Raw genomic sequence first — 23,422 nt, forward strand, 5'->3', positions numbered from 1 at the left:
CCGTCCCCGGACTCCGTCATGGGCCCGCCGTCACCTGCCCCGGTGCCGGCAGGAACCCGGTGCTCCGGAAGTACGTCAGATAGCGGTCCAGCACCTCGTCGGTGAGCGGCGGCAGGTGGACGCCGAGGGCGGCCACCGCCCCGATGGTGCGGCCGGAGTCGAAGCGGCGGTGGTCCGTCGCCCCTCCGCCGGCCCCCTCGCCGCCGTGGCCGAGGAACAGCTGGGCCGCGTTGTCGGGCCGGGCCGCGACGCGGGCCTGCCACTCGTCGGCCGGCACGGTACGCACCTCGTGGCCGAGGCGGCGGGCCGCCTCGAAGACCCGGTCCAGGTTTGGCGCGTCCGGGTTGGTGTGGTGGTACGTCGCGTCTCCCGGACTTCCGGAGAGGGCGAGCGCCACCACCGAGGCACTGACGTGGTCCACGGGAACCCAGTCGGTCGAACCGTGCGGCAGGTCCGGTACGGCCTCCGCCTGCAGGCACCCCTTGATCAACTGCCAGAGCAGGTCGCGGTCCTGGCAGGCGCCGGTGGTGGTGTCGCCGCTGATCCGGCCGGGGCGGTGGACGGTCACCGGAAGTCCGCGTTCCCGGGCGAGGCCGACGAGCCCTTCGGCGACCCATTTGCTCTGCGCGTAGCCATCGGGCAGCCCGGCGGCCGGACCTGTCGGACTCGTCTCCGTGAGGATGACGGGAGCGGGGCCGGAGGCGGGGGCGTGGACGCCGGTGGTCGAGACGTAGTGCATCCCGGGTGAGGCGGAGTCGGCGAGCAGGCGCAGCAGTTCCTCCGTGCCGGCGACGTTGGCGGCACGCAGATCTCCGTACGGGGCGGCGAAGTTGACGTGAGCGCCGTTGTGCAGGACGAGCCCGAGTCGGCGTACCAGAGCGGCCCGGTCCTGGGGTGCCAGGCCGAGGCCGGGGGCGGCGAGGTCGCCGGGGACGGGGTGGATCAGCTCGGCGTAACGGGGACTCCAGAGGCCGTAGCGCTCCAGGTTGGCGCGCAGCCGGCCGGCGGCCGTGGGCGTGTCCTCGGCGCGTACCAGGCAGTCGACGGGGCCGCCGGTGGTCTCGATGAGGTCGCGCAGGAGGAATGCGCCGAGGAATCCGGAGGCGCCGGTGAGCAGCGGGCGGGCGGACGGCCGTGCCGGGCTGCGGGCGGGTGCGGGCAGCGGGACGCCCCGGCCGGTGCCGGTGATGTCCGGGGCCAGCCGTACTTCCGCGGCGAGGTCCACTTCGGCAGCGCTTCGCGGCGGGTCCCCCTCCCCCGCTCCTCCCGCCAGCATGCGGTCCACACCCTCGACCGTGGGCGCCGCGAACAGGGCGCGCAGGGTGGGGCGTCGGCCGCAGACCTCCTCGATCCGCCGGGCGAGGGCCACCGCGAGGAGCGAGTGGCCGCCGAGGGCGAAGAAGTCGTCGGTGACGCCGACCCGGTCCACGCCGAGGGTCTCGGCGAAGGCTGCGCAAAGGGCCCTCTCGCGGTCGGTGCGCGGGGGGCGCCCGCCGGTCGGTGCGGTGCGGTCGGGCGCGGGCAGGGCCCGCCGGTCGGTCTTGCCGTTGGGGGTGAGGGGCAGCGCGTCGAGGCGGACGTAGGCGGCGGGGAGCATGTGGCCGGGCAGAGCGGCGGCGAGGTGGACGCGCAGCTCGGACTCGTCGGGCCCGGCCGTGCCCTCCGCGGGCGCGGTGTACGCGACGAGGCGCCGGTCGCCGGGCCGGTCTTCGCGGACGACGGCGCAGGCGGCCGCCACGCCGGGCAGGGTGGTGAGCAGGGCCTCGATCTCGCCGAGTTCGATGCGGAAGCCGCGCAGCTTGACCTGGTCGTCCACGCGGGAGACGTAGACGAGTTCTCGCTGCCCGCCGCCGACTTCGCCCTGCCCGCCCCCGTGTTCGGCGTCGGTGGTCCAGCGGACCAGGTCGCCGGTCCGGTACATCCTGCCGCCGGTGCGGTCGGCCGGGTCGGCCACGAAGCGGGTCGCGGTCAGGCCGGGACGGCCGTGGTAGCCGCGGGCGACTCCGGCCCCGGAGACGTACAGTTCGCCGACGACGCCCGGGGGCACGGGGGCGAGCCGGTCGTCCAGGACGTGGACCCGGGTGCCGTCGACGGGTACGCCGATGGGCACCGTACGGTCCGGGGCGAGGGGTCCGTCCGCGTGCTGGGCGGCGCTCATGGTCGCGCAGACGGTGGTCTCGGTGGGGCCGTAGGCGTTGACGAGGTACCGGTCGGCCGCCCACTCCCGCACCAGGGCCGGTGTGCACGCCTCGCCGGCGAGGACCAGGGTGGTTCCGGTGGGCAGTGAGCCGGCCGGCATCACGGCGAGCGCGGCGGGCGGCAGGGTGAGGTGGGTGGCGCCGCGTTCGCGGACGGTGGCGGCGAGGGTGGGGCCGGGCAGCAGGGCGTCGCGTTCGTCGATCTCCAGGCAGGCGCCGGAGAGCAGCGCCATGCAGAGTTCCCAGAAGGCGGCGTCGAAGCTGACGGACGCCATGTGCAGAACCCGGCTCTCCGGGGTGACGTGCAGTCGCTCGCGCTGCGACGCGGCCATGGCACCGGCACCCCGGTGGGTGACGACGACCCCCTTGGGCCGGCCGGTGGAGCCGGAGGTGTAGATGACGTAAGCGGGATGTTCCGGCAGCGGCCGCCGGAGCGCGGCAGGGCCTTCGCCGGGGTCGCCGGGGCCCCGGTCGCCGGGGTCCGTGGCGTACAGATGGGGCACCGTCGTCGCGGGGAGCCGGCGGTGGATGCCGGGGGTGGTGAGGAGGAGGCGCGGGCGGGCATCCTCGATCATGTAGGAGAGCCGGTCGGCGGGGTAGTCGGGGTCGAGCGGCACGTACGCGGCCCCGGCCTTGAGGACGCCGAGGAGGCCGACGACGAGGTCGTGGGTGCGGGGCAGGGCGACCGCCACCCGGTCCTCGGGGCCGATGCCGAGGGCGTTGAGCCGGCGGGCGAGGGCGTCGGCGCGGGCGTCGAGAGCGGCGTACGTGAGGGTGGTCCGGGCGTCGCGGACGGCGGGCGCGTGGGGGGTGCGCCGGGCCCACTCCTCGTAGAGCGAGGGGACGGTGGAGCCGGGCAGGTCGTCCTCGGGTCCGGCGCCCCAGGCCGTGAGGCGGGTGCGCTCGGTGGCGGTGAGCACCTCGTACGTGTGGAGCGGGCGGCCCGGGTCGGTGGTGACGGCGTCGAGCAGCAGGACGAGCCGTTCGGCGAGAGCGTGGACGGTGGATGCGTCGAAGAGTTCGGTGGCGTAGTCGACGGTGGCGCGCATGCCGTCGGGCGCCCCGTTCCCGTCCTGGGTCTCGGTGAAGGTGAAGGAGAGATCGAACTTGCTCACGGCCGTCCCGACGGGCACGGCCGTGACGGTGAGTCCGGGGAGTTCGGCGGGGGCTGCGGGGGTGTGGTTCTGGAGGACGAGCATGGTCTGGAAGAGCGGGTGGTGGTTCTGCGAGCGTGCGGGGTTGAGGAGTTCGACCAGCCGCTCGAAGGGAACGTCCTGGTTGGCGTGCGCGGAGAGGTCGAACTCCCTGATCTGTGCGAGGAGTTCGAGGAAGGTGGGGTCCCCCGAGAGGTCCGCGCGGAGCACCAGGGTGTTGACGAAGAAGCCGACGAGGTCGGCGGCGGCCTCGTCGGTGCGGCCGGCGACGGCGGTGCCCAGCGGGATGTCGTCCCCGGCGCCGTGACGGGAGAGCGTGAGCGACAGGGCCGCCTGGAGCACCATGAAGACGGTGGTGCCGGTGGCGCGGGCGAGGTCGGTGACCCGTCGCGCGGTGGCGGGGGTCAGGCCGAAGGTGTGGGTGGCGCCGGTGTGCAGGGAGACGGGTGGGCGCGGGCGGTCCCAGGGCAGCTCCACGATCTCGGGCAGCCCGGCCAACGCGCCCCGCCAGTGCGCGAGCTGACGGTTCAGAAGCTCGCTCGGCGCACCCTGTTCACCACCGAGCAGGCGTCGCTGCCAGAGGGCGTGGTCCGCGTGGTCCACACGGGGTGCGGTCCAGCCGGGCGCCTCGCCGCGCAGGCGTGCGCGGTAGGCGGCGCCGAGGTCGCGGGCGAGGGGCGCCAGGGACGAGCCGTCGGCGGCGATGTGGTGGATCACCAGGACGAGGACGTGTGCCGCGCGCGGGACCAGCCGCAGCAGGGTGGCGCGGACCGGGAGCCGGTGTTCGACGTCGATCGGTTCGGCGGCGGCGGCCCGGACGCGGTCGGCGAGTTTCTCCTCGTCGGCGGCCTCGACGGCGAGCGGGAGCCGCACGTCCTCGGGGTCGATGATGTGCTGGCACGGCCCGCCCTCGCGCTCCGGGAAGACGGTGCGCAGGGAGGCGTGCCGGGTGACGACGTCGCGCAGCGCGAGGCGCAGGGCTTCGGTGTCGAGCGGCCCGTCCAGGCGTACGGCGAAGGGGATGTTGTACGTGGCGGAGGGCCCTTCGAGCCGGTGCAGGAACCACAGGCGCTGCTGGGCGTAGGAGAGCGGGAGGGTTGCGGGGCGCTCCTGCGGGACGAGGGCGGGGCGGGCCGGGCGCCTGGCGTCCCGCAGCGCTGCGGCGAGTGTGGCGACGGTGGGGTTCTCGAAGAGGGTGCGGATGTCCGCCTCGGTCTCCAGGGCGGTGCGGACCCGGCCCACGAGACGGGTGGCGAGCAGGGAATGGCCGCCCAGGGAGAAGAAGTTGTCGTCGGCCCCGACGCGGTCCACGCCCAGCACGTCGGCGAAGAGCCCGGCGAGGATCTCCTCGTGGGCGCCGCGCGGCGGCCTTCCGGCCGGGCCGGTCCGCCGGACGGGCGCGGGCAGGGCGTGCCGGTCGAGCTTGCCGTTGGGGGTGAGCGGGAGCGCGTCGAGGGGCTGGATGACGGCCGGCACCATGTACGCGGGCAGCCGGCGGCCGACGTGCGCGGCGAGCAGCCCGGGGTCCGGGGTGCGGCCGGGGGCGGGGACGACGTAGGCGGTGAGGGTGCGGTCGCCGGGCAGGTCCTCGCGGACCAGGACGCAGGCGGCGCGCACGGACGGGTCGGCGCGGAGCGCCGCCTCGATCTCGGCGGGTTCGATGCGGTGGCCGCGCAGTTTGATCTGCTGGTCCGCCCGCGCCAGGTGGTGCAGCGAGCCGTCCGCTCCCCTGCGCACCAGGTCGCCGGTGCGGTACATGCGCGCTCCGCCCCCGGTGAAGGGGTCGGCGAGGAAGCGGGTGGCGGTGAGCCCGGGGCGTCCGAGGTAGCCGCGCGCGACGCCGGGCCCGGCGAGGTACAACTCCCCCTCGGCGCCCGGGGGTACGGGCCGCAGCGCCGCGTCCAGGACGTGGGCGCTCATGCCGTCGAGCGGCCGGCCGATCGGGGGGACCCCGTCGGGTGCGTCGCCGGGGCGGACGCGGTGCAGGGTGGCGAAGGTGGTGGTCTCGGTGGGCCCGTAGGCGTTGAGGACGGCGGTGTCCGGGTGGGCTGCGGCCAGCCGTTGGAGGACCCCGGGTGCGGCGGCCTCGCCGCCGGCGGCGGCCAGGCGCAGCAGGCCGAGGGCGCCGGGGTCGGTCTCGGCGACGACGTTGAACAGGGCGGTCGTCAGGAACGCCGCCGTCACTCCGTGGCGCGCGACGAGCTCGCGGATCGTGGCGGGCTGCAGGGTTCCCTCGGGGGCGAGGACGACGCGGCCCCCGTTGAGGAGGGGGACCCAGATCTCGAAGGTGGAGGCGTCGAAGGCGTACGCCGAGTGCAGGAGGACGGCGTCGGTGGCTCCGTCGCCCCAGGTCCGTTCGGCGGCGAGGGAGGTGATGTCGGCGTGGGTGACGCCGACACCCTTGGGCAGTCCGGTGGAGCCGGAGGTGAACATCACGTAGGCGAGGCGGGCTCCTCCCCCGCCGAGGGGGAGCGTCTCCGGGGGAGCGGCGCCGGTGCCGGGCGGTCCCGCGTCGAGCACCCGGCCGGCCGGGTCGACGGTCACCACCGGCGTGCCGGGGGGTAGTTGACGCACCCAGGGGTGCGTGCGGGTGACCCCGTCGACGACGAGGACGCGCGGGGCGGACACCTCCGCGACCCGGGCGAGGCGTTCGGCGGGCCAGCGCGGGTCGAGGGGGACATAGGCGGAGCCGGCGCGCAGGGCCGCGAGGGAGGCGGTGACCAGGGCGGTCGAGCGGCCCACGAGGATGCCGACGCCGCTCTCCGCGCCGGCCCCGGCCCCGGCCCCGGCCCCGGAGAGCACATCCGCCAGTTCGCCCGAGAGCCGGAGGAGTCCGCCGTAGGTCAGCTCCTCGCCGGCGCCGGTGACGGCGACCGCTTCCGGCTGCCGGGCGGCGATGCGTGCCACGGCCTCCGGCACGCTCATGTCCGTAGTTCCCATGGGGAGTTCGGCGCCCCGCCCCTGGGCGAGGAGCATCTCGCGTTCGCCGTCCAGGAGGACGGTTGCGGCGTCGGCGCGCAGGTCGAGCCCCTGGGCCATCACCGTCAGCAGATGGCGCATACGGGCCGCCGTGCGGGCCACCTCCTCGCGGCCGAGGGCGGTGACCCGGTGGCCGAAGGTGATCCGCAGGGTGTCGCCGGGGGCGATGGTGAGGGTGAGCGGGTAGTGGGCGGCGTCCGTGCCGCTGAAGCCGGTGACCGCGATGCCGGGCAGCCCTCGCTGGGCGGTGCGCAGCGCTTCGGCGTCCAGCGGGTAGTTCTCGAACACCGTGAGCGTGTCGAAGAGTTCGTCCAGGCCGGTGACCTCACGGATCTCGGTCAGCCCCACGAACTGGGCCCCGAGGAGGCGCCCTTGCTCGTCCTGGAGCCGAGTCAGGAGGGTGGCCAGGGTGTCGTCGGCCGCCGGCCGCACGCGCACCGGCACGGTGTTGATGAACAGCCCGACCATCGACTCGACACCGGGGATCTCCGGCGGACGGCCGGAGACGGTGGTGCCGAACACGATGTCGGGGCGGCCGGTGAGCTTGGTGAGCAGCAGCCCCCAGGCTCCCTGCACGAGGGTGTTGAGGGTGAGCCGGTGGGCGCGGGCGGTCTCCCGCAGCCGGGTGGTGGTCGCCTCGTCGAGGTCAAGGACGAGCGTCTCCGGCAGCTCACCCTCACCCTCCGACACGCCCGGGGCCGACGCGCCCGCTTCCGGTGCGCCGCCGCCGCGCCGGACTCCGGCGAGCAGGGTCGGCGCCTCGATCCCGGCCAGCGCGGCGCGCCAGGCGTCCAGGGCCTCCGCGCGGTCCTGTTGGGCCAGCCAGGCGAGATAGGTGCGGTACGGGGCGACGCGCGGCAGGGCGCAGTCGTCGCCCCCGGTGGCGTACAGCTCGAACAGCTCCCGCACGAGCAGGGGCATCGACCAGCCGTCCAACAGGATGTGATGGGCCGTCATGACGAGCCGGTGGTGGCGCGGGCCGGTGCGTACCAGCGCGAAGCGCATCAGGGGCGGGGTGGCGAGGTCGAAGCGCCGGGTGCGGTCGGCGGCGAGGAACGCGGTGAGGCGCGCCTGCGTCGCCGCGGGTCCGTCCGGGCCCGTCAGGTCCAGTTCCTCCAGCGGTACCGGTACTTCGGCGGCGACGGCCTGCACGGGCTCGTCCAGGTCCTCGTGGAGGAACCCGACCCGGAGGTTGGCGTGGCGTCGCAGCAGGCCGCCGACGGCCGCGCGCAGAGCGGGGACGTCGGGGGTGCCTTCGAGGTCGAAGACGAACTGCGCGGTGTAGACGTCCACGGCGGTGGAGTCGTACAGCGCGTGGAAGAGCATGCCTGCCTGCAACGGCGTCAGCGGCAGTACGTCCTCCAGCTGGAACCCGGTCACTTGCGTCCACCCCACTTGTTCTGCAGTCGGTCGATCTGGGCCTGGTCCAGGGAGACCAGGGGAAGGTCGGACGGTGTCCAGCCGCCCGCGTCGGGCCGGTCGGCGTGTTCGGCGAGCACGCGCAGGGCGCGGGCGAACGCCTCGGACAGGGCCTCCACCTCGTCCTCCGGGAGGAGTTCGGCGGGCCAGGTCCAGCGGGTCACCAGGCTCGGGCCGTCGGGGAGATCCTCGGTGTGCGCGTTGATGTCGAGCACGTGGTGGACGGGCATGCCGGGGTCCTGGGCCGGGGGCCCGCCCGCGTCGGGCAGCACCTCCCAGTCGGCTCCGCCCGTCTCTTCCGGGGAACCCGCGTATCTCCCGAGGTAGTTGAAGCCGATCTGCGGGTCGGGCGCGGCGGCCAGCCGGGAGCGGGTCGTCGCGTTGAGCCGGCGGAGCATGCCGTAGCCGACCCCGTGGTCGGGGACGGTCCGCAGCTGCTCCTTGACGCGCTTGAGGGCGCGTTCGGCCAGCGCGGCGTCGAAGCGGCCGGGGGCGCGCGGGTCGAGCGGCCCAGGGTCCAGCCGGACCGGGTAGAGGCTGGTGAACCAGCCGACGGTACGGGACAGGTCGAGGTTCTCGTCGATCTGCTCCCGGCCGTGGCCCTCCAGGTCGACGAGGACGGCGGTCGTTTCCGGCCCGCCCCGTCCGTTTCCGGCGGGACCCCGTTCGGCGCGCCGGGCGCTCACCGCGAGGGCGAGGCCGGTGAGCAGGACGTCGTCCACTCCGGCACGGAAGGCAGTGGGGACGGTGGTGAGGAGGGGCCGCGTCCAGGTGGCGGGCAGCCGGGTGACGAGGGTGCGGGTGCGGCCCGCGGTGTCCCGGCCGGGGTCGAGCGGGCGGTGTCCCAGCCTCGGGTCGGGGGTGCTCGACGCCGCTTCCCAGAGCGGGAGTTCCGCCTCGCGGGCGGGGCTCTGTGCCTGGGAGGCGAGGAGGTGCGCCCACCGCCGGTAGGAGGTGGAGGCGGCGAGCCGGGCGTCCGTGGAGGCGCCTTCGGTGACGATCCGCCAGGCGGTGGCCAGGTCGGCGGCGAGGATGCGCCAGGAGACGGCGTCGACGGCCAGGTGGTGGACGACGAGGAGGAGCCGCCCCCTCGTCTCGGGTCCGGCGTCGCACCAGACGGCCTCCACGACGTTCCCGTCCGAGGGGCTGAGCCGGCCGCGGGCCTCCTCGCCCGCCCCGGTGAGGGCGGCCCGGACGGCGCCGGCGTCGAGACCCGCCACGTCGATCCGGGTGAACCGGTCGTGGGCGGGGACGGAGCCCGGGGGCAGCGCTTCCAGGACGGGCTCGTCCCCGGCCGCCTTCGCGACCCGGAGCCGGAGCATGTCGTGGTGGTCGAGGAGGAGTTGAAGGGCGGCGACGAGTGTGCCGGGGCGGGCTCCCGTCGGTGTGCGCAGCACTCCCGACTGGTTGTAGCCGTCCGTGGTGCCCGTCCGCTCCAGGAACCAGGCGGCGATGGGGGTCGCCGGCATGGTGCCGGTCCCCCGCTCCTCGGGCCCCGAGGCCCCCCGGCCGGGTGCGGTGCCCGGGTCGAGCGTGGTGGACGCGGCGGCGATGGCCTCGGGCGTGCGGTGGACGAAGACGTCGCGGGGGGTGACCCGGAGGCCGGCCTCGCGGACCCGGCTGACGAGCTGGATGGAGAGGATGCTGTCGCCGCCGAGAGCGAAGAAGTCGTCGTCGGTGCGGACGACGGGTGTACGCAGGACGGAGGCGAACACCTCGCAGAGCACCCGCTCCTTCTCCGTGCGCGGCCGGGAGCCCGGGCGTGCGGCGTCGGGCCGCACGGGGGCGGGCAGGGCCCGCCGGTCGGTCTTGCCGTTGGGCAGCAGCGGCAGCGCGTCCAGGCTCACGAAAGCGGCGGGCACCATGTACGCGGGCAGGGTCTCGGCGAGCCGGGCGCGCAGTGCGCGTTCCGCGGGGGCCGGGGAGCCGCCGCGCGGGTCGGGGACGGTGTAGGCGACCAGGCGCCGCTCGCCGGGGCGGTCCTCCCGGACCAGGACGCAGGCGGTGGCGATCGGGTCGAGCGCGGTGAGGGCGGCCTCGATCTCCCCCGCCTCGATGCGGAATCCGTTCACCTTGACCTGGTCGTCGGCGCGCCCGACATGGGTGAGCAGGCCGTCGGCGTCCCGTCGGACGAGGTCGCCGGTGCGGTACATCCGGCTTCCGGCGGGACCCCAGGGGTCGGCGACGAACCGTGCGGCGGTCAGTCCGGGGCGGCCCAGGTAGCCGCGGGCGAGTCCGTCGCCCGCGAGGTGCAGTTCCCCGGTGACGCCGGGCGGCACGGGCCGCAGAGCGGCGTCGAGTACGTAGGCGCGGGTGTTGTCGACCGGGTGTCCGAGCGGCACGCCGCCCTCCCCCGCCGGTCCGTCCGCTTCGGCGGCCCGGTGGTGGTGGGCGGTGGCGTCGATGGTGGCCTCGGTCGGCCCGTAGAGGTTGTGGACCTCGGTCCGCCACTCGCGTCGGACGCGTTCCGCCAGTGCCCGGGGCAGGGGTTCGCCGCCGCAGAGGACGGCCCTCAGCGTCCCGGGTGCCGCGCCGGGGCCCGTCTCGGTGAGGACGACCGAGAGGTGCGAGGGCACGAACTGGGCGAGGGTCACGCCCTCCGCGCACATCCTGGCCAGCAGCCCGGCGGGATCGTGGTTGAGGGTGGACGGCACGGGGCAGGTGGAGCCGCCGTGCAGCAGCGGCAGCCAGGTCTCCCAGACCGAGGCGTCGAAGCTCGGCGAGGTGCGGGCGAGGACCCGGTCGTCGCCGGTGAGCCCGAGGTGGTCCGCCATCCACGCCATGTGGTTGGTGAGGGAGGCGTGGGTGACGACCACACCCTTGGGGCGGCCGGTGGAGCCCGAGGTGTAGATGACGTACGCGGCGTCACGCGGGTCGGGTGCGGCGCCGGGCGGCGCCGCGCGGCCGGTCGACCAGGCGGTCCGGTCGTCGAGTGCGAGCAGGGGCACGGTGAGGCCGCGTCGTCCGGCTCGCGCGGCGTGGGTGAGGAGCAGCGCCGGGCGGGCGTCGTCGAGCATGTGGGCGATGCGCGCCTCGGGGTACTCCAGGTCGACCGGCAGATAGGCGGCCCCGGCCTTGGTGACCGCCAGCATCGCGAGCACCTGGTCGGCGGTGCCCTCCAGCGCCAGGGCGACCAGATCGCCGCGGCCGATGCCCCGGTCGTACAGGTGGTGCGCCAAGTCGTCCGAGAGCAGGTCGAGTTCACCGAAGGTGAGGGCGTCGCCGCCGTCGCGTACCGCGGTGGCCCCTGGGGTACGGGCAGCCTGCGCGCGGAACGCCTCGGGTGCGGTGCGGGCCGCCGCGGGGCGGGCCGGTCCGTGCGCGACGCGCTCCAGGCTCCGCCGTTCGTCCTCGTCCAGCACCTCCACGGTGTGGACGCGCCGGGCCGGGTCGGCGGCGAGGGCCGCGAGGAGGCGGGTCAGCCGGTCGGCGAGGGTGTGCGCGGTGGCGGGCAGGAAGAGTTCGGTGGAGAACTCCAGGACGCCCCGGAGTCCGGCGGGCCGGCCCGAGTCGTCGTACGTCTCCGTGAAGGTGAAGGTCAGATCGAACTTGCTGATGCCGGTGTGCACGGGCTGCTGCGTCACGGTCAGCCCGGGCAGGCCGATCTCGGCGTCGCCCTGGTTCTGGAGGACGAGCATGGTCTGGAAGAGCGGGTGGTGGTTCTGGGCGCGGACGGGGCTGAGGGCGTCCACCAGACGCTCGAAGGGCAGGTCCTGGTGGGCGTAGGCCGCCAGGTCGAAGTCCCGAACCCGGTCCACGACTTCGCCGAAGGTCGGGTCGCCGCTCAGATCGGTGCGCAGCACGAGGGTGTTGACGAAGAAGCCGACCAGGTCGTCGAGTGCCTCGTCGGTGCGGCCGGCCACCGCGGTGCCGAGCGGGATGTCCTCGCCGGCGCCGTGGCGGGAGAGCAGGACCGACAAGGCGGCCTGGAGGACCATGAACAGGCTGCTGCCCCGGGTCCGGGCGAGGCCGGCGAGCGCCCGGTGGGTACCGGCACCGACCGTGAAGGGGTGCGCGTCACCGCGGTGGGCGGGTACGGCGGGCCGGGGACGGTCGTAGGGCAGTTCGAGCAGATCGGGAGCGCCCGCCAGCGCAGTACGCCAGAAGGCGAGTTGGCGGGCGGCCTGGCCGTCGGGGTCGTCCTCGTCGCCGAGCAGGGCGCGCTGCCAGAGGGTGTAATCGGCGTACTGGACGGCGAGTTCGCTCCAGCCCGGCTCCTCGCCCACGGTCCGCGCCCGGTAGGCCTCGCCCAGGTCGCGGGCGAGTGGGGCGAGGGACCAGCCGTCCCCGGCGATGTGGTGCAGGACCAGCGCCAGGACGTGGGACTCGGGCGCGAGCCTCATCAGCCGAGCCCGCACCGGGAGTTCGGTGCTCACGTCGAAGGGGTGCGTCACCTCGGCGGTGAGTGCGTCGCCGAGGTCCGCGGGGCCGGTGTCACGCGGTGTCAGGTCCAGGTCGGCGCGAGCGGTGTCGAGCACCACCTGCCGGGCCACGCCGTCGGTCTCGGGGAAGACGGTGCGCAGGCTCTCGTGGCGCTCGACCACGTCGGCGAGGGCACGTGCCAGGGCCCGCGCGTCGAGCGGACCGTCCAGCCGGAGCACCAGCGGCACGTTGTAGGTGGCGCTGGGACCCTCCAGCCGGCCGAGGAACCAGAGGCGCTGCTGCGCGTAGGAGAGCGGCAGCGGGTCGGGGCGTTCCCCGGTTCTCTCCAGGGGTCTTCTGGCTTCCTCGGCGCCGTCCAGCACGGCGGCGAGGGCGGCCGGGGTGGGGTGCTCGAAGAGCGCCTTGACCGGGACCTCCACGCCGAGCGCGGTGCGGATGCGCGCCGCGAGACGGGTGGCGAGCAGGGAGTGTCCGCCGAGGGCGAAGAAGTCGTCGTGGCCGTCGACACGGGTCCCGTCGAGGCCGAGCACGTCGGCGAAGAGGCCGCGGAGGATCTCCTCGCGGGCCGAACGCCCGGAACGTGCGGGCCTGGCCGTGCGGCCCGGCCCCTTCCGGTCCGGCGCCGGGTGTACGGGTACGGGCAACGCGCGCCGGTCCACCTTGCCGTTGACGGTCAGCGGCAGCGCGTCGAGCGGTACGAACACGGAGGGCACCATGTACGCGGGCAGGGACCGGCCGAGCGCCCGGGCGAGGCCGGCGGGTGTCGGGCGTCCGCCGGCGGCGGGCACCACGTAGGCGACGAGGCGCCGGTCGCCCGGGATGTCCTCGCGGACGACGGCGAAGGAGTCGGCGACGCCCTCGCAGCCGGCCAGGAGGGATTCGATCTCGCCGAGCTCGATCCGGTAGCCGCGCAGCTTCACCTGTCCGTCGGCGCGGGCGACGTAGGCGATCTGTCCGTCCGGTGTCCAGCGGACGAGGTCGCCGGTGCGGTACATCCGTCCGCCCGCCGGGCCGTACGGGTCGGCGACGAAGCGGCCCGCGGTCAGCGCCGGCTGTCCGGTGTAGCCCCGGGACACTCCGCGCCCGGCGAGGTACAGCTCGCCGGTCACGCCGGGCGCGACCGGTCCGAGAGAGGCGTCGAGCACGTACAGCCGCATGCCGTCGAGCGGGCGGCCGATGGGCGGCGGTCCGGCCGGGAGGCCCGCGGGCACGTCGTAGCGGGTGGCGAAGGTGGTGGTCTCCGTCGGCCCGTACACATGGAGGACGCGCAGGCCGGGCGTGGTGCCGGCGATCCGCTGCATGGCGTCCGGGGAGGCGAGCTCGCCTCCCGCGCACAGGAGACGCAGGCCCCGGAAGGCCTCCGGGGCGGTCTCGGCGATCACGTTGAAGAGTGCCGTCGTCAGGAAGACGGCGCTCACTCCGTGTTCCTGGACGGCGTCGGCGAGGACCCGGGCCTCCAGGACGCCCTCGGGCGCGACGACGATCCTGCCGCCGTGCAGGAGCGGGGCCCAGATCTCGAAGGTGGAGGCGTCGAAGACGTACGCCGAGTGCATCAGCACCGCGTCGGCGGCGCCCTCGCGCCAGGCGGAGTCGTCGGCGAGCGCGGCCACGTCGGCGTGGGTGACGCCGACGCCCTTGGGCAGGCCGGTGGAGCCGGAGGTGAACATGGTGTACGCGAGCGCGTCCGGCCCCGGTACGGCGGCCGGGCGGCCCGGCCGCTCGGGCGCCCCGCGCAGGATCCGGCCGAGCCGGTCCACCACCAGGACCGGCAGCCGGTCGGCCGTCGCGGTCACCCAGGGGGAGGCGAGGGCGTCCTCGTCGACGACGAGGACGCGCAACGACGCGACCCCCGCGACCTGTTCGAGCCGCTCCTCGGGCCAGCGCGCGTCCATCGGTACGTAGGCACCGGCAGCGCGGACCGCGCCGAGGGAAGCCGTCACGACGGCGGGCGACCGGGCGAGCAGCACACCGATGCCCGCCTCGGGGCCGGAAGCGAGCCCGGCGAGGGCCCCTGCGAGGTCCGCGGAGAGGGCGTCCAGCTCGGCGTAGCTGAGGGTCGTGGTGGTGTCGGTGACGGCGGGGGCGTCCGGGGTGCGGAGCGCCTGGGACGCGAAGAGGGCGGGCAGGGTCGCGTCCGGTGCCGCCCCGGTGAGCGGGGTGCCGGTGCCCCAGCGGGTGACCCGGACGCGCTCCCCCGCGGTCAGCAGGTCGTAGCCGGCGATCGGCCGGCCGGGGTCGGTGGTCACCTGTTCCAGGAGGCGGACGAGCCGGGCGGCGAGGGTTTCGACGGTGTCGCGGTCGAAGAGGGCGGTGGCGTACTCGATCCCCGATGTGAGGCCGCCGCCGTCGCGTTCCTCGGTGAAGGCGAAGGTGAGGTCGAACTTGCTCAGGCCGTTGTGGACGAGCCGGTCCTGGACGGTGAGGCCGGGGAATTCGGGGCGGACGGACTCCTGGTTCTGCAGGACCAGCATGGTCTGGAAGAGCGGGTGGTGGTCGCCGGCCCGGACGGGGTTGAGGCTCTCCACCAGCCGTTCGAAGGGGACGTCCTGGTTCGCGTAGGCGGCGAGGTCGAACTCCCGTACACGCACGAGGAGTTCCAGGAAGGACGGCTCACCCGACAGGTCGGTGCGCAGGACCAGGGTGTTGACGAAGAACCCGACCAGGTCCTCCAGCGCCTCGTCGGTGCGCCCGGCGACGGGGGTGCCGAGCGGGATGTCGTCGCCCGCGCCGTGCCGGTGCAGCAGCACGGCCACCGCGGCCTGGAGCACCATGAAGAGGCTGCTCCCCGACTCCCTCGCCAGGATCTGGAGCCGGGCGTGCAGCTCGGGGGTCACGTCGAACTCGTGGACGTCGCCCCTCGGGTCGGCGGCCACCGGGCGGGGCCGGTCGAGCGGCAGGTCGATCAGGCCGGGCAGGTCCGCGAGGGCGGTGTGCCAGTGGTCCAGCTGCTGCCGGAGCGCACTCCCGGGTGCGATGCCGTCGCCCAGGGCGGCGTGCTGCCAGAGGGTGTAGTCGGCGTACTGGAGCAGGGTGCCGACCGCCGGTGCGGGTCCTCGGCCGGCGAGCCGGTCGCGGTAGGACTCGCCCAGCTGGCGGGCGAGAGGGGCGAGGGACCAGCCGTCGCCCGCGATGTGGTGCAGGACCAGTACCAGGACGTGACGGCCGGGGGCGGTGCGCAGCAGGCGGGCGCGCAGCGGCAGGTCGACGGTGACGTCGAACGGCTCACGCACGGCGTCGAACACGGCCTCCTCCAGGTCGGCGGGGGCCACGGGGGCGACCGGCAGCGCGGGAGTGGCGCCGTCGGCGTCGGCCACCGACTGGTGCGGTGTGCCGTCCCGTTCGGGGAAGAGGGTGCGCAGGGACTCGTGGCGCTCCACGACGTCGTGCAGCGCCGCGCGCAGTGCGTCCGTGTCGAGGGCGCCGTCGAGTTCGAGGACGAGCGGGATGTTGTAGGTGGAGCTGGGTCCTTCGAGCCGGTTGAGGAACCAGAGCCGCCGCTGGGCGAAGGAGAGCGGCAGTGGGTCGGGCCGCTGTCCGGCGGGCACCACGGGCGGGCGGGTCCGGGCTTCCGGGTCGAGGGCGCGGGCCAGGCCCGCGACGGTCGGGTGCTCGAAGAGGGTGCGCACAGCGATCTCGGCGCCCAGGACCGCGCGGACTCGGCTCACCACGCGCATGGCGAGGAGCGAGTGGCCGCCGAGGTCGAAGAAGTCGCTGTGCGGGCCGACTTCGGTCAGCTGCAGGACGTCGGCGAAGATCCCGGCGAGCAGTTCCTCCCGGAGCGTGAGCCGTCCGGGCAGGGTGGGTCCCTCGGTGTGCGGATCGGGTTCGGGCAGGGCCCGCCGGTCCACCTTGCCGTTGGGCAGGAGGGGCAGCGCGTCCAGTACGACGACGGCGGAGGGCACCATGTGGTGCGGGAGTGCCTCGGCGAGGGCGTCGCGCAGGGCGACGGGGCGTACGGCGGGGTCGTCGGTCACGGCGTAGCCGACGAGGCGGCGCCGGCCGGGCGCGTCCTCGCGGATCACCGCGCAGGCGCCCGTGACCCCGGGGTTCGCCAGGAGTGCTGCCTCCACTTCCCCCAACTCGATCCGGAATCCTCGGAGTTTGACCTGGTCGTCGGCGCGGGCCAGGTATTCGAGCTGTCCGTCTCCGTTCCACCGCACCAGGTCGCCGGTCCGGTACATGCGGGTGCCGTCGGGGGTGAAGGGGTCGGCGACGAAGTGTTGGGCGGTCAGGGCGGGCCGGTGCAGGTAGCCCCGGGCGAGGTTGGGCCCGGAGAGGTACAGCTCCCCCGTGACGCCGGGGGGTACGGGGCGCAGCCGGGCGTCGAGCACATGGGCGCGCATGGTGTCCACCGGCCGGCCGATCGGGACCGCTTCGGCCGCTGCCGCGGTCCGGGGGCCGGCCGCGCGGTGCGCGGTGGCGTCGATGGTCGCCTCGGTGGGCCCGTAGAGGTTGTGCGCTTCGGCGCCCCAGCGGTCGGCGATCCCGTCGGCGAGGGCGCGCGGCAGCGGTTCGCCGCCGCAGAGGACGGCGCGCAGCCGGGGCAGGGGTGCGGCATGGGCCGTCCCGGCGAGGACGTGGGTCAGGTGCGAGGGCACGAACTGGGCGACGGTGACGCCGAACCGGCCCATCCAGGAGACGAGTTCGTCGGGTTCCCGGTTGGCCCGGGGCGGCAGCACGCAGACCTCGGCGCCGTTCATCAGCGGGAGCCACAGCTCCCACACGGAGGCGTCGAAGCTGGTGGAGGTGCGGGCGAGGACCCGGTCCTCCTCCGTGAGGTCAAGGTGGTCCGCCATCCACGCCATGTGGTTGGCCAGCGCGGCGTGGGGCACGACCACACCCTTGGGGCGTCCGGTGGAGCCGGAGGTGTAGATGACGTACGCCGGGTCCTGCGGGTGGGGTACGTGCCGGAAGTCCGGGAGTTCCGGGGCGTCCTGGGCTTCCCGGTCCGCCGGGGCGTCGAGGACGAGCCGGTCCACGCCGGCCTCGGGCAGTGAGGGCCCGGTGGCTTCCGTGGTGAGCAGCAGGACGGGCCGGGCGTCGTCGAGCATGTGCCGGATGCGGGCCTGCGGGTACTCCGGGTCGACGGGTACGTAGGCGGCGCCGGCCCGCAGCACGGCCAGCATGGCGACGACGGTGTGCGCGGACGGGGGTGCGGCGATGGCCACCCGGTCCTCGCGGCCCGCGCCGCGCGCGCGGAGCGTGCGGGCGAGGGTGTCGGCGCGGGCGTCGAGTTCGGCGTAGGTGAGGGTGGTGCGCTCGTCGCGGACCGCGACCGCGTGGGGGGTGCGCGCGGCCTGTTCCCGGATCGCCTCGGGGGCGGTGAGGGCGGGCAACGGCCGGTCACGGCCGCGGCCTTGGGCGAGCATCCGGTCCCGCTCGTCCGGTCCGAGCGGGTCGAGGTCCCCGACGGGGAGGTCGGGGTCGGCGACGGCGAGGGTGAGCACGCGGGCGAAGCGGTCGCTCAGACCGTGGGCGGTGGCGGCGTCGAAGAGGTCGGTGGCGTACTCCAGGTACCCGCCGATACCGGCGGGTGAACCAGCGAAGTCCCTTTCGGACGAGTCGAGTTCGGTGAGCGAGAACGTCAGGTCGAACTTGCTGATCCCGGTGTGCCGGGACCGGTCCCGGGTGGTGATCCCGGGCAGGTCGAGGTCGGTCCGGTCCTGGTTCTGGAGGACCAGCATGGTCTGGAAGAGCGGGTGGTGGCCGCCGGACCGCTCGGGGTTGACGGCTTCCACGATCCGCTCGAAGGGGAGGTCGCCGTGGCTGAAGGCGGCGATGTCGAACTCCCTTACTCGTTCCAGCAGTTCGCGGAAGGTCGGGTCGCCAGAGAGGTCCGTGCGCAGGACGACGGTGTTGACGAAGAACCCGACCAGATCGCCGAGGGCCTCGTCGGAGCGGCCCGCCGCCGCGGTGCCCAGCGGGATGTCGGTACCGGCGCCGTGGGCGTGCAGCGCCACCGCCAGCGCCGCCTGGAGCACCATGAAGGGGGTGCAGCCGGCCGCGCGGGCGAGCCGGACGAGCGCGGCGTGTTCGGCGGCGGGCAGGGCGAAGGGCACCGCGTCGCCCCGGTGGCCGGCCACGGCGGGGCGGGGCCGGTCGAGGGGCAGGTCGAGCAGGTCGGGGGCGCCGCGCAGGGCTTCCCGCCAGTGGGCGAGCTGGATCGCGGCCAGGCTCTCCGGATCGGACTCGTCGCCGAGCAGTCCGCGCTGCCAGAGGGTGTAGTCGGCGTACTGCACCGGCAGCGCGGGCCAGTCGGGGGTGCCGGTGCCCTCGGCCCGGGCGCGGTAGGCGGCGCCGAGATCGCGGACGAGGGGGGCGAGGGACCAGCCGTCGGCGACGACGTGGTGGAGAACGAGGACCAACTGGTGGGATTCCGGGCCCTGCTGGAGCAGCCAGGCCCGGACGGACGGGTCGCCGGCGAGATCGAAGGGCTCGGCGATCAGACGGCGGATCGTTTCCTCCGCCCAGGCTCCGGCCGCTCCGGTGTCGGTCACCCCGGCCGGGGGCCGCCGGACGGTCAGGGGGACCAGCTCCGCCGCGACGGCCGCGTCCAGGACGTGCTGGCGGGGTACGCCGTCGGTCTCGGCGAAGACGGTGCGCAGGCTCTCGTGGCGGGCGACCACGTCGGCCAGCGCGCCCCTCAGGGCCTGGACGTCGAGCGGGCCGTCCAGCTCCAGGACGAGCGGAATGGTGTAGGTGTCGCCGGGGCCCTCGGCCCTGTTGAGGAACCAGAGCCGCTGCTGCGCGAAGGAGAGCGGAACCGCCTCGGGGCGCGGCTGCGGCGCGAGGGCGGGCCGGGCCGTGCCCGCGGTGTCGAGGACCGCGGCGAGCGAGGCGACCGTGGGGTGGTCGAAGAGGGTGCGCAGGCCGAGTTCGGCGCCCAGGGCGGCACGGACCCGGCCGGTGAGGCGGGTGGCGAGCAGCGAATGGCCGCCCAAGGAGAAGAAGTTGTCGTCGGCCCCGACGGCGGCGACGCCGAGGACGTCGGCGAACAGACCGGCCAGCACCTCTTCGTACGCGGTGCGCGGGGCGCGGCCGGTGGTGGCCGCGGCGGGGGGTTCGGGCAGGGCGCGGCGGTCGACCTTGCCGTTGGGGTTGAGCGGGAGCGCGTCGAGCGCGACGAACACCGAGGGCACCATGTACGCGGGCAGGGCTCGGCCCACCCGGCGGGCGAGCGCCGTGTCGTCGAGCGCCCGGGTGCCGGCGGCCGGCACCAGGTACGCGACGAGCCGGCGGTCGCCGGGTATGTCCTCACGGACCAGGACGCAGGCGGCGCGGACTCCGGGGTCCGCGAGCAGGGTGCTCTCGATCTCGGCCGGTTCGATGCGGTATCCGCGCAGCTTGACCTGCCCGTCCGCGCGTCCGACGTACTCGATCTCGCCGCGCGCGGTCCAGCGCACGAGGTCGCCGGTGCGGTACATGCGGGCCCCGTGCGGGCCGTACGGGTCGGCGACGAACCGGCCCGCGGTCAGGGCCGGGCGCCCCCGGTAGCCGCGCGCGACGCCGCGTCCGGCCACGTACAGCTCGCCCACCACGCCGGGCGGCACCAGGGCGAGGCCGGCGTCGAGGACGTGCAGCCGCATCCCGTCGAGGGGGCGGCCGATGGGCGGCAGTCCGCCCGCGTCGGCGGCCACCCGGTGGCGGGCGGCGAAGGTGGTGGTCTCGGTGGGGCCGTACACGTGCAGGACCTGGGTGCGGGGTGCGGCGGCGGCCACCCGCTGCATCAGGTCCGGGGTGGCGGCCTCGCCACCGGCGGCGACCAGCCGCAGCCCGGCGAAGGCCGACGGGTCGGCCTCGGCCACCACGTTGAACAGGGCCGTGGTGAGGAACAGCGCGGTCACCCCGTACCGGTCGACGAGCCCGGTGAGGACGGGCGCCTCCAGGACGCCGGAGGGCGCGACGACCACCCGGCCGCCGTGCAGGAGCGGAACCCAGATCTCGAAGGTGGAGGCGTCGAAGACGTACGCGGAGTGCATCAGCACCGCCTCGCACGCCCGGCCCGTCCAGGTGGTGTCGGCGGTCAGGGCGAGCACGTCCGCGTGGGTCACCCCGACCCCCTTGGGCAGGCCGGTGGATCCGGAGGTGAACATCACGTAGGCGAGCCGGTCGGGGTGCGTCGCCTCCGGGAGGCGTCCCGGCGCCGGTGGGGCGCCGCGCAGCACCCGGCCGAGGGTGTCGACGACGATCACCGGCAGGACGGCGGTGGTCACCTTCACCCAGTTCTGCCCGGCCGCTGCCTCGTCGACCACCAGGGCTCGGACCCCGGCGACCTCCGCGACGCGGCCGAGGCGCTCCTCGGGCCAGGCGGCGTCCATCGGTACGTACGCGGCGCCCGCGCCGACCACGCCGAGGGTGGCGGCCACCACCGCGGCGGAGCGGTCCACGAGAACACCGACACCGTCCTCGGCCGCGAGTCCCCAGCCCGCCAGCGCTCCGGAGAGTTCCGCCGCGTCGCGGGCCAGCTCCCGGTAGGTGAGCGTGACGTCGCCGTCCACCACCGCCGGGGCGTCCGGGGTGCGCCGGGCCTGTGATGCGAACGCCTCCGCGAGACTCGTGGCCGGTGGCGGGACCGGCAGTTCGGCGCCACGGCCGTGGGCGAGGAGTTCCCGGGCGGCCTGTTCGTCGAGCAACGGCAGCTCACGCAGGGGGGTTTCGGTGTCCGCAGCGGCGAGGGCCTTCAGGAAGGAGACGACGGCGCGCTGGCTCAGCCGCACGTCCTCGGGGCGGTACAGCTCCGGGTTGGCGTCGAACCCGATCAACGGACCCGTACCTTCGGAGCGTTCGGAGACGAAGAGGGAGACGTCGTCGACCGGGCCGATGGACAGCACGCGGGAGGTGGCGGGGCTGCCGGCGAACTCGAGGTCGTACTCGTAGCCCATGATGTTGACGACGACGTCCGTCAGACGTGCCGCGTCGTCGGCCATCCTGAGCTCGCGGGCGAGCTGCTCGCGGGAGAAGCGCCGGTGGCGCAGGGCGCCGCGCATCTCCAGGGCGACGGCGCGGACGAGTTCGCCGACCGTCATGTCGGTGGTGATGCCCAGCCGCAGCGGCACGATGTTGGCGGTCATGCCGACGATGTGCCGCAGTCCGCCGTGGCGGCCGTTGGAGGCGAGACCCACGACGACGTCCCTGGTGCCGGTGGCCCGGCCCACGTAGGCGGCGACCGCGCTCACCAGCACGGCGGTCCAGCTGGTGCGGTTGGCGGCGGCGAGCCGGCGCAGATCGTCGAGGACGGTCACGGGCAGGGTCTCACCGGTGTGCAGGTGCACGCCGTCCGCGTCCGCCCCGGCGGGAGTGGCCGGGGCGGGGACGTCGGCGCGGCGGCGGATGAGCGGTGTACCGCCCCGCGTGCCGGCCCCGTCGGCCTCGTCCGTCCTACCGGCCTCGTCCGTCTTACCGGCCCCGTCCGTCCCACCGGCCTCGTCGGAGGCTGAGCCGTCGGCGTCCGGCGCCCGGTCGGCGAACTTGGCGGTCCAGTAGGCGCGGTCCGCCTCGTACCGTTCGGAGACGAGGTAGGCGGCCTCGTCGGCGAGGAGGCCCGCGAGCGGGGCGGGCGCCGGCAGCTCGGCCCCGGCGATGTCCTCGCCCCGCAGGACGCGTGCGTAGAGGTCGGCCACGATGCGGGCGAAGACGGCGCCGCCGAGGCCGTCCACGACGATGTGGTGGAAGCGGATGTACCAGTAGTGCCATCGGGGGCCGAGGCGCAGCAGCGCCAGGCTGTGGCGCGGGGTGTCGATGCTGTCGACGGTGGCCATGTCCTCGGCCAGGTAGCGCTCGGCGGCGGCCGCGGGATCTTCGGTGGCGGAGAGGTCGACCAGGCGGAGCTGGTCGGTGCGGGACCGGGGGTGCGGCGCGATCCGCTGGCGCACGGTGCCGTCCCTGAGGACGAACTCGGTGTTGAGGCTGTCGCAGAGGGCGACCGCGCGGGCGACGGCGGCGGCGAAGACCTCCGCGTCGAGGTCGCCGCGGATCTCGAAGCACTCGGCGATGTTGAACTTCGGGCTCTCCGGTTCGACCAGTTGGCCGTACCACACGCCTTGCTGAGCCACAGTCAGTTCGAAAAGGTCATCGGGAATCGAACGAGACGGGATCGAGTCGTTTTCAGTCATGCCGGTCGACACCTTTGGGGAGAGATTTCGGGGACGACGGAGAGCGCGGGGAGGAAATCCGCCACACCTGTGCGCACATCGTCGGAAAAGGGGTCCGCGGAAGCGGAGAGAAGAGCCGGCGCGCACCGCTCGGCGCAAAACCACCGGAGTCTTGCGCCGGGCGCATTCAACCGGCGCACGACCCGATCCCGCTCCCCCGAAAGGGACGCTGGATGAATCACCGGTGTTTTCCGGATGGCTCGCGCGCATTCCGCTCGGTGGCACAGGAAAGCTGTCCACCGAAAATGGATCAGGAGCCGGTCACACCCTGATCGATTCCGTTCCAACGAATCCCATCAGGGCTTCGAAAAGAACAGAATCGATCAGGATGCGTACAGAAACGCAAGCGGAGGCACCATTTCCCCCTGGAGCGTGCTTTGAAAGCAGCGCCGTCCGCCCGGCAAGCGGCACGGCGACGACACGCCCCGGCAGGGCGGTGCGCTCCCGCGCACCGGCGGCCGACTACTCGGCCGTGGCCTCCATCGCCCGTACCAGGCCGGCGGGCCGCATGTCGGTCCAGGCTGCCTCGATCGCGTCCAGACACTCCTGACGCGACCCCTCCGGGCCGACGGCACGCCAGCCGCCCGGGATCTCGATGCGCGCGGGCCACAGCGAGTACTGACCCTCGTCGTTGACCAGCGCCACGAACCGTCCCGACTCGTCATCGAAAGGATTGGTCACGGCCGTCCCCCACCTGTTCTCGCTCTTTCTTCGACATGTTCACCAGGCATTCCCGGGAACATCACGCCGGATCACTCCCGCCGCGACTCCGCCGGCCCCCGACCCTTTTCCGCCACCTCGGTCATACGGGAGCAGTGGCATATCGCACGCTCTTTCGATCGACCTCGGCATCCGGATCGGGGTCACCCCGACTTCACCCGTTCATGCCAATCACATTAGAGGATGCACGGCTGTCAAAGGTTCTATTCGCCCCATTGCCACCTGACCCCCATTTCGGCGAGGCGACCCACCTCGCCCTGGACATATGCCAAGCGATCATCAGCGAACCCGTTCAGTCGCTCCGTGTCCCGATTGCACGGATATCGCTGAATTTGGCCCCTGGCATTTCATGGAAGCGCCCGCGCGCGCCCGCAGACGCCGTCGCGCCGAATGATCCAACCGAGCTACCGTGCGCCGG

3 protein-coding genes are annotated in these 23,422 nt (G+C 74.4%); all 3 read right to left on the minus strand.

Annotation, left to right across the window (positions count from 1 at the left end):
- Positions 1–16: 16 nt before the first annotated feature.
- The 3 genes from OHA55_RS32520 to OHA55_RS32530 all read right to left on the minus strand — a co-directional run bounded on the left by OHA55_RS32520 (position 17) and on the right by OHA55_RS32530 (position 22,965).
- On the minus strand, positions 17–7,711 hold the full coding sequence (locus OHA55_RS32520; protein WP_266713307.1) for a non-ribosomal peptide synthetase: 7,695 nt from the start codon (positions 7,709–7,711) through the stop codon (positions 17–19).
- Positions 7,708–22,245 (minus strand): non-ribosomal peptide synthetase, encoded by a 14,538-nt coding sequence (locus OHA55_RS32525; protein ID WP_266713309.1) that lies wholly within the window; start codon positions 22,243–22,245, stop codon positions 7,708–7,710. Before OHA55_RS32525 ends, OHA55_RS32520 begins: the two co-directional genes overlap by 4 nt.
- 501 nt (positions 22,246–22,746) lie before the next feature.
- Positions 22,747–22,965, minus strand: a complete 219-nt coding sequence (locus tag OHA55_RS32530) for an MbtH family protein (RefSeq protein ID WP_266713311.1) — start codon at positions 22,963–22,965, stop codon at positions 22,747–22,749.
- Positions 22,966–23,422: the final 457 nt, after the last annotated feature.

The organism is Streptomyces sp. NBC_00102 (assembly GCF_026343115.1).
GTDB lineage: Bacteria > Actinomycetota > Actinomycetes > Streptomycetales > Streptomycetaceae > Streptomyces.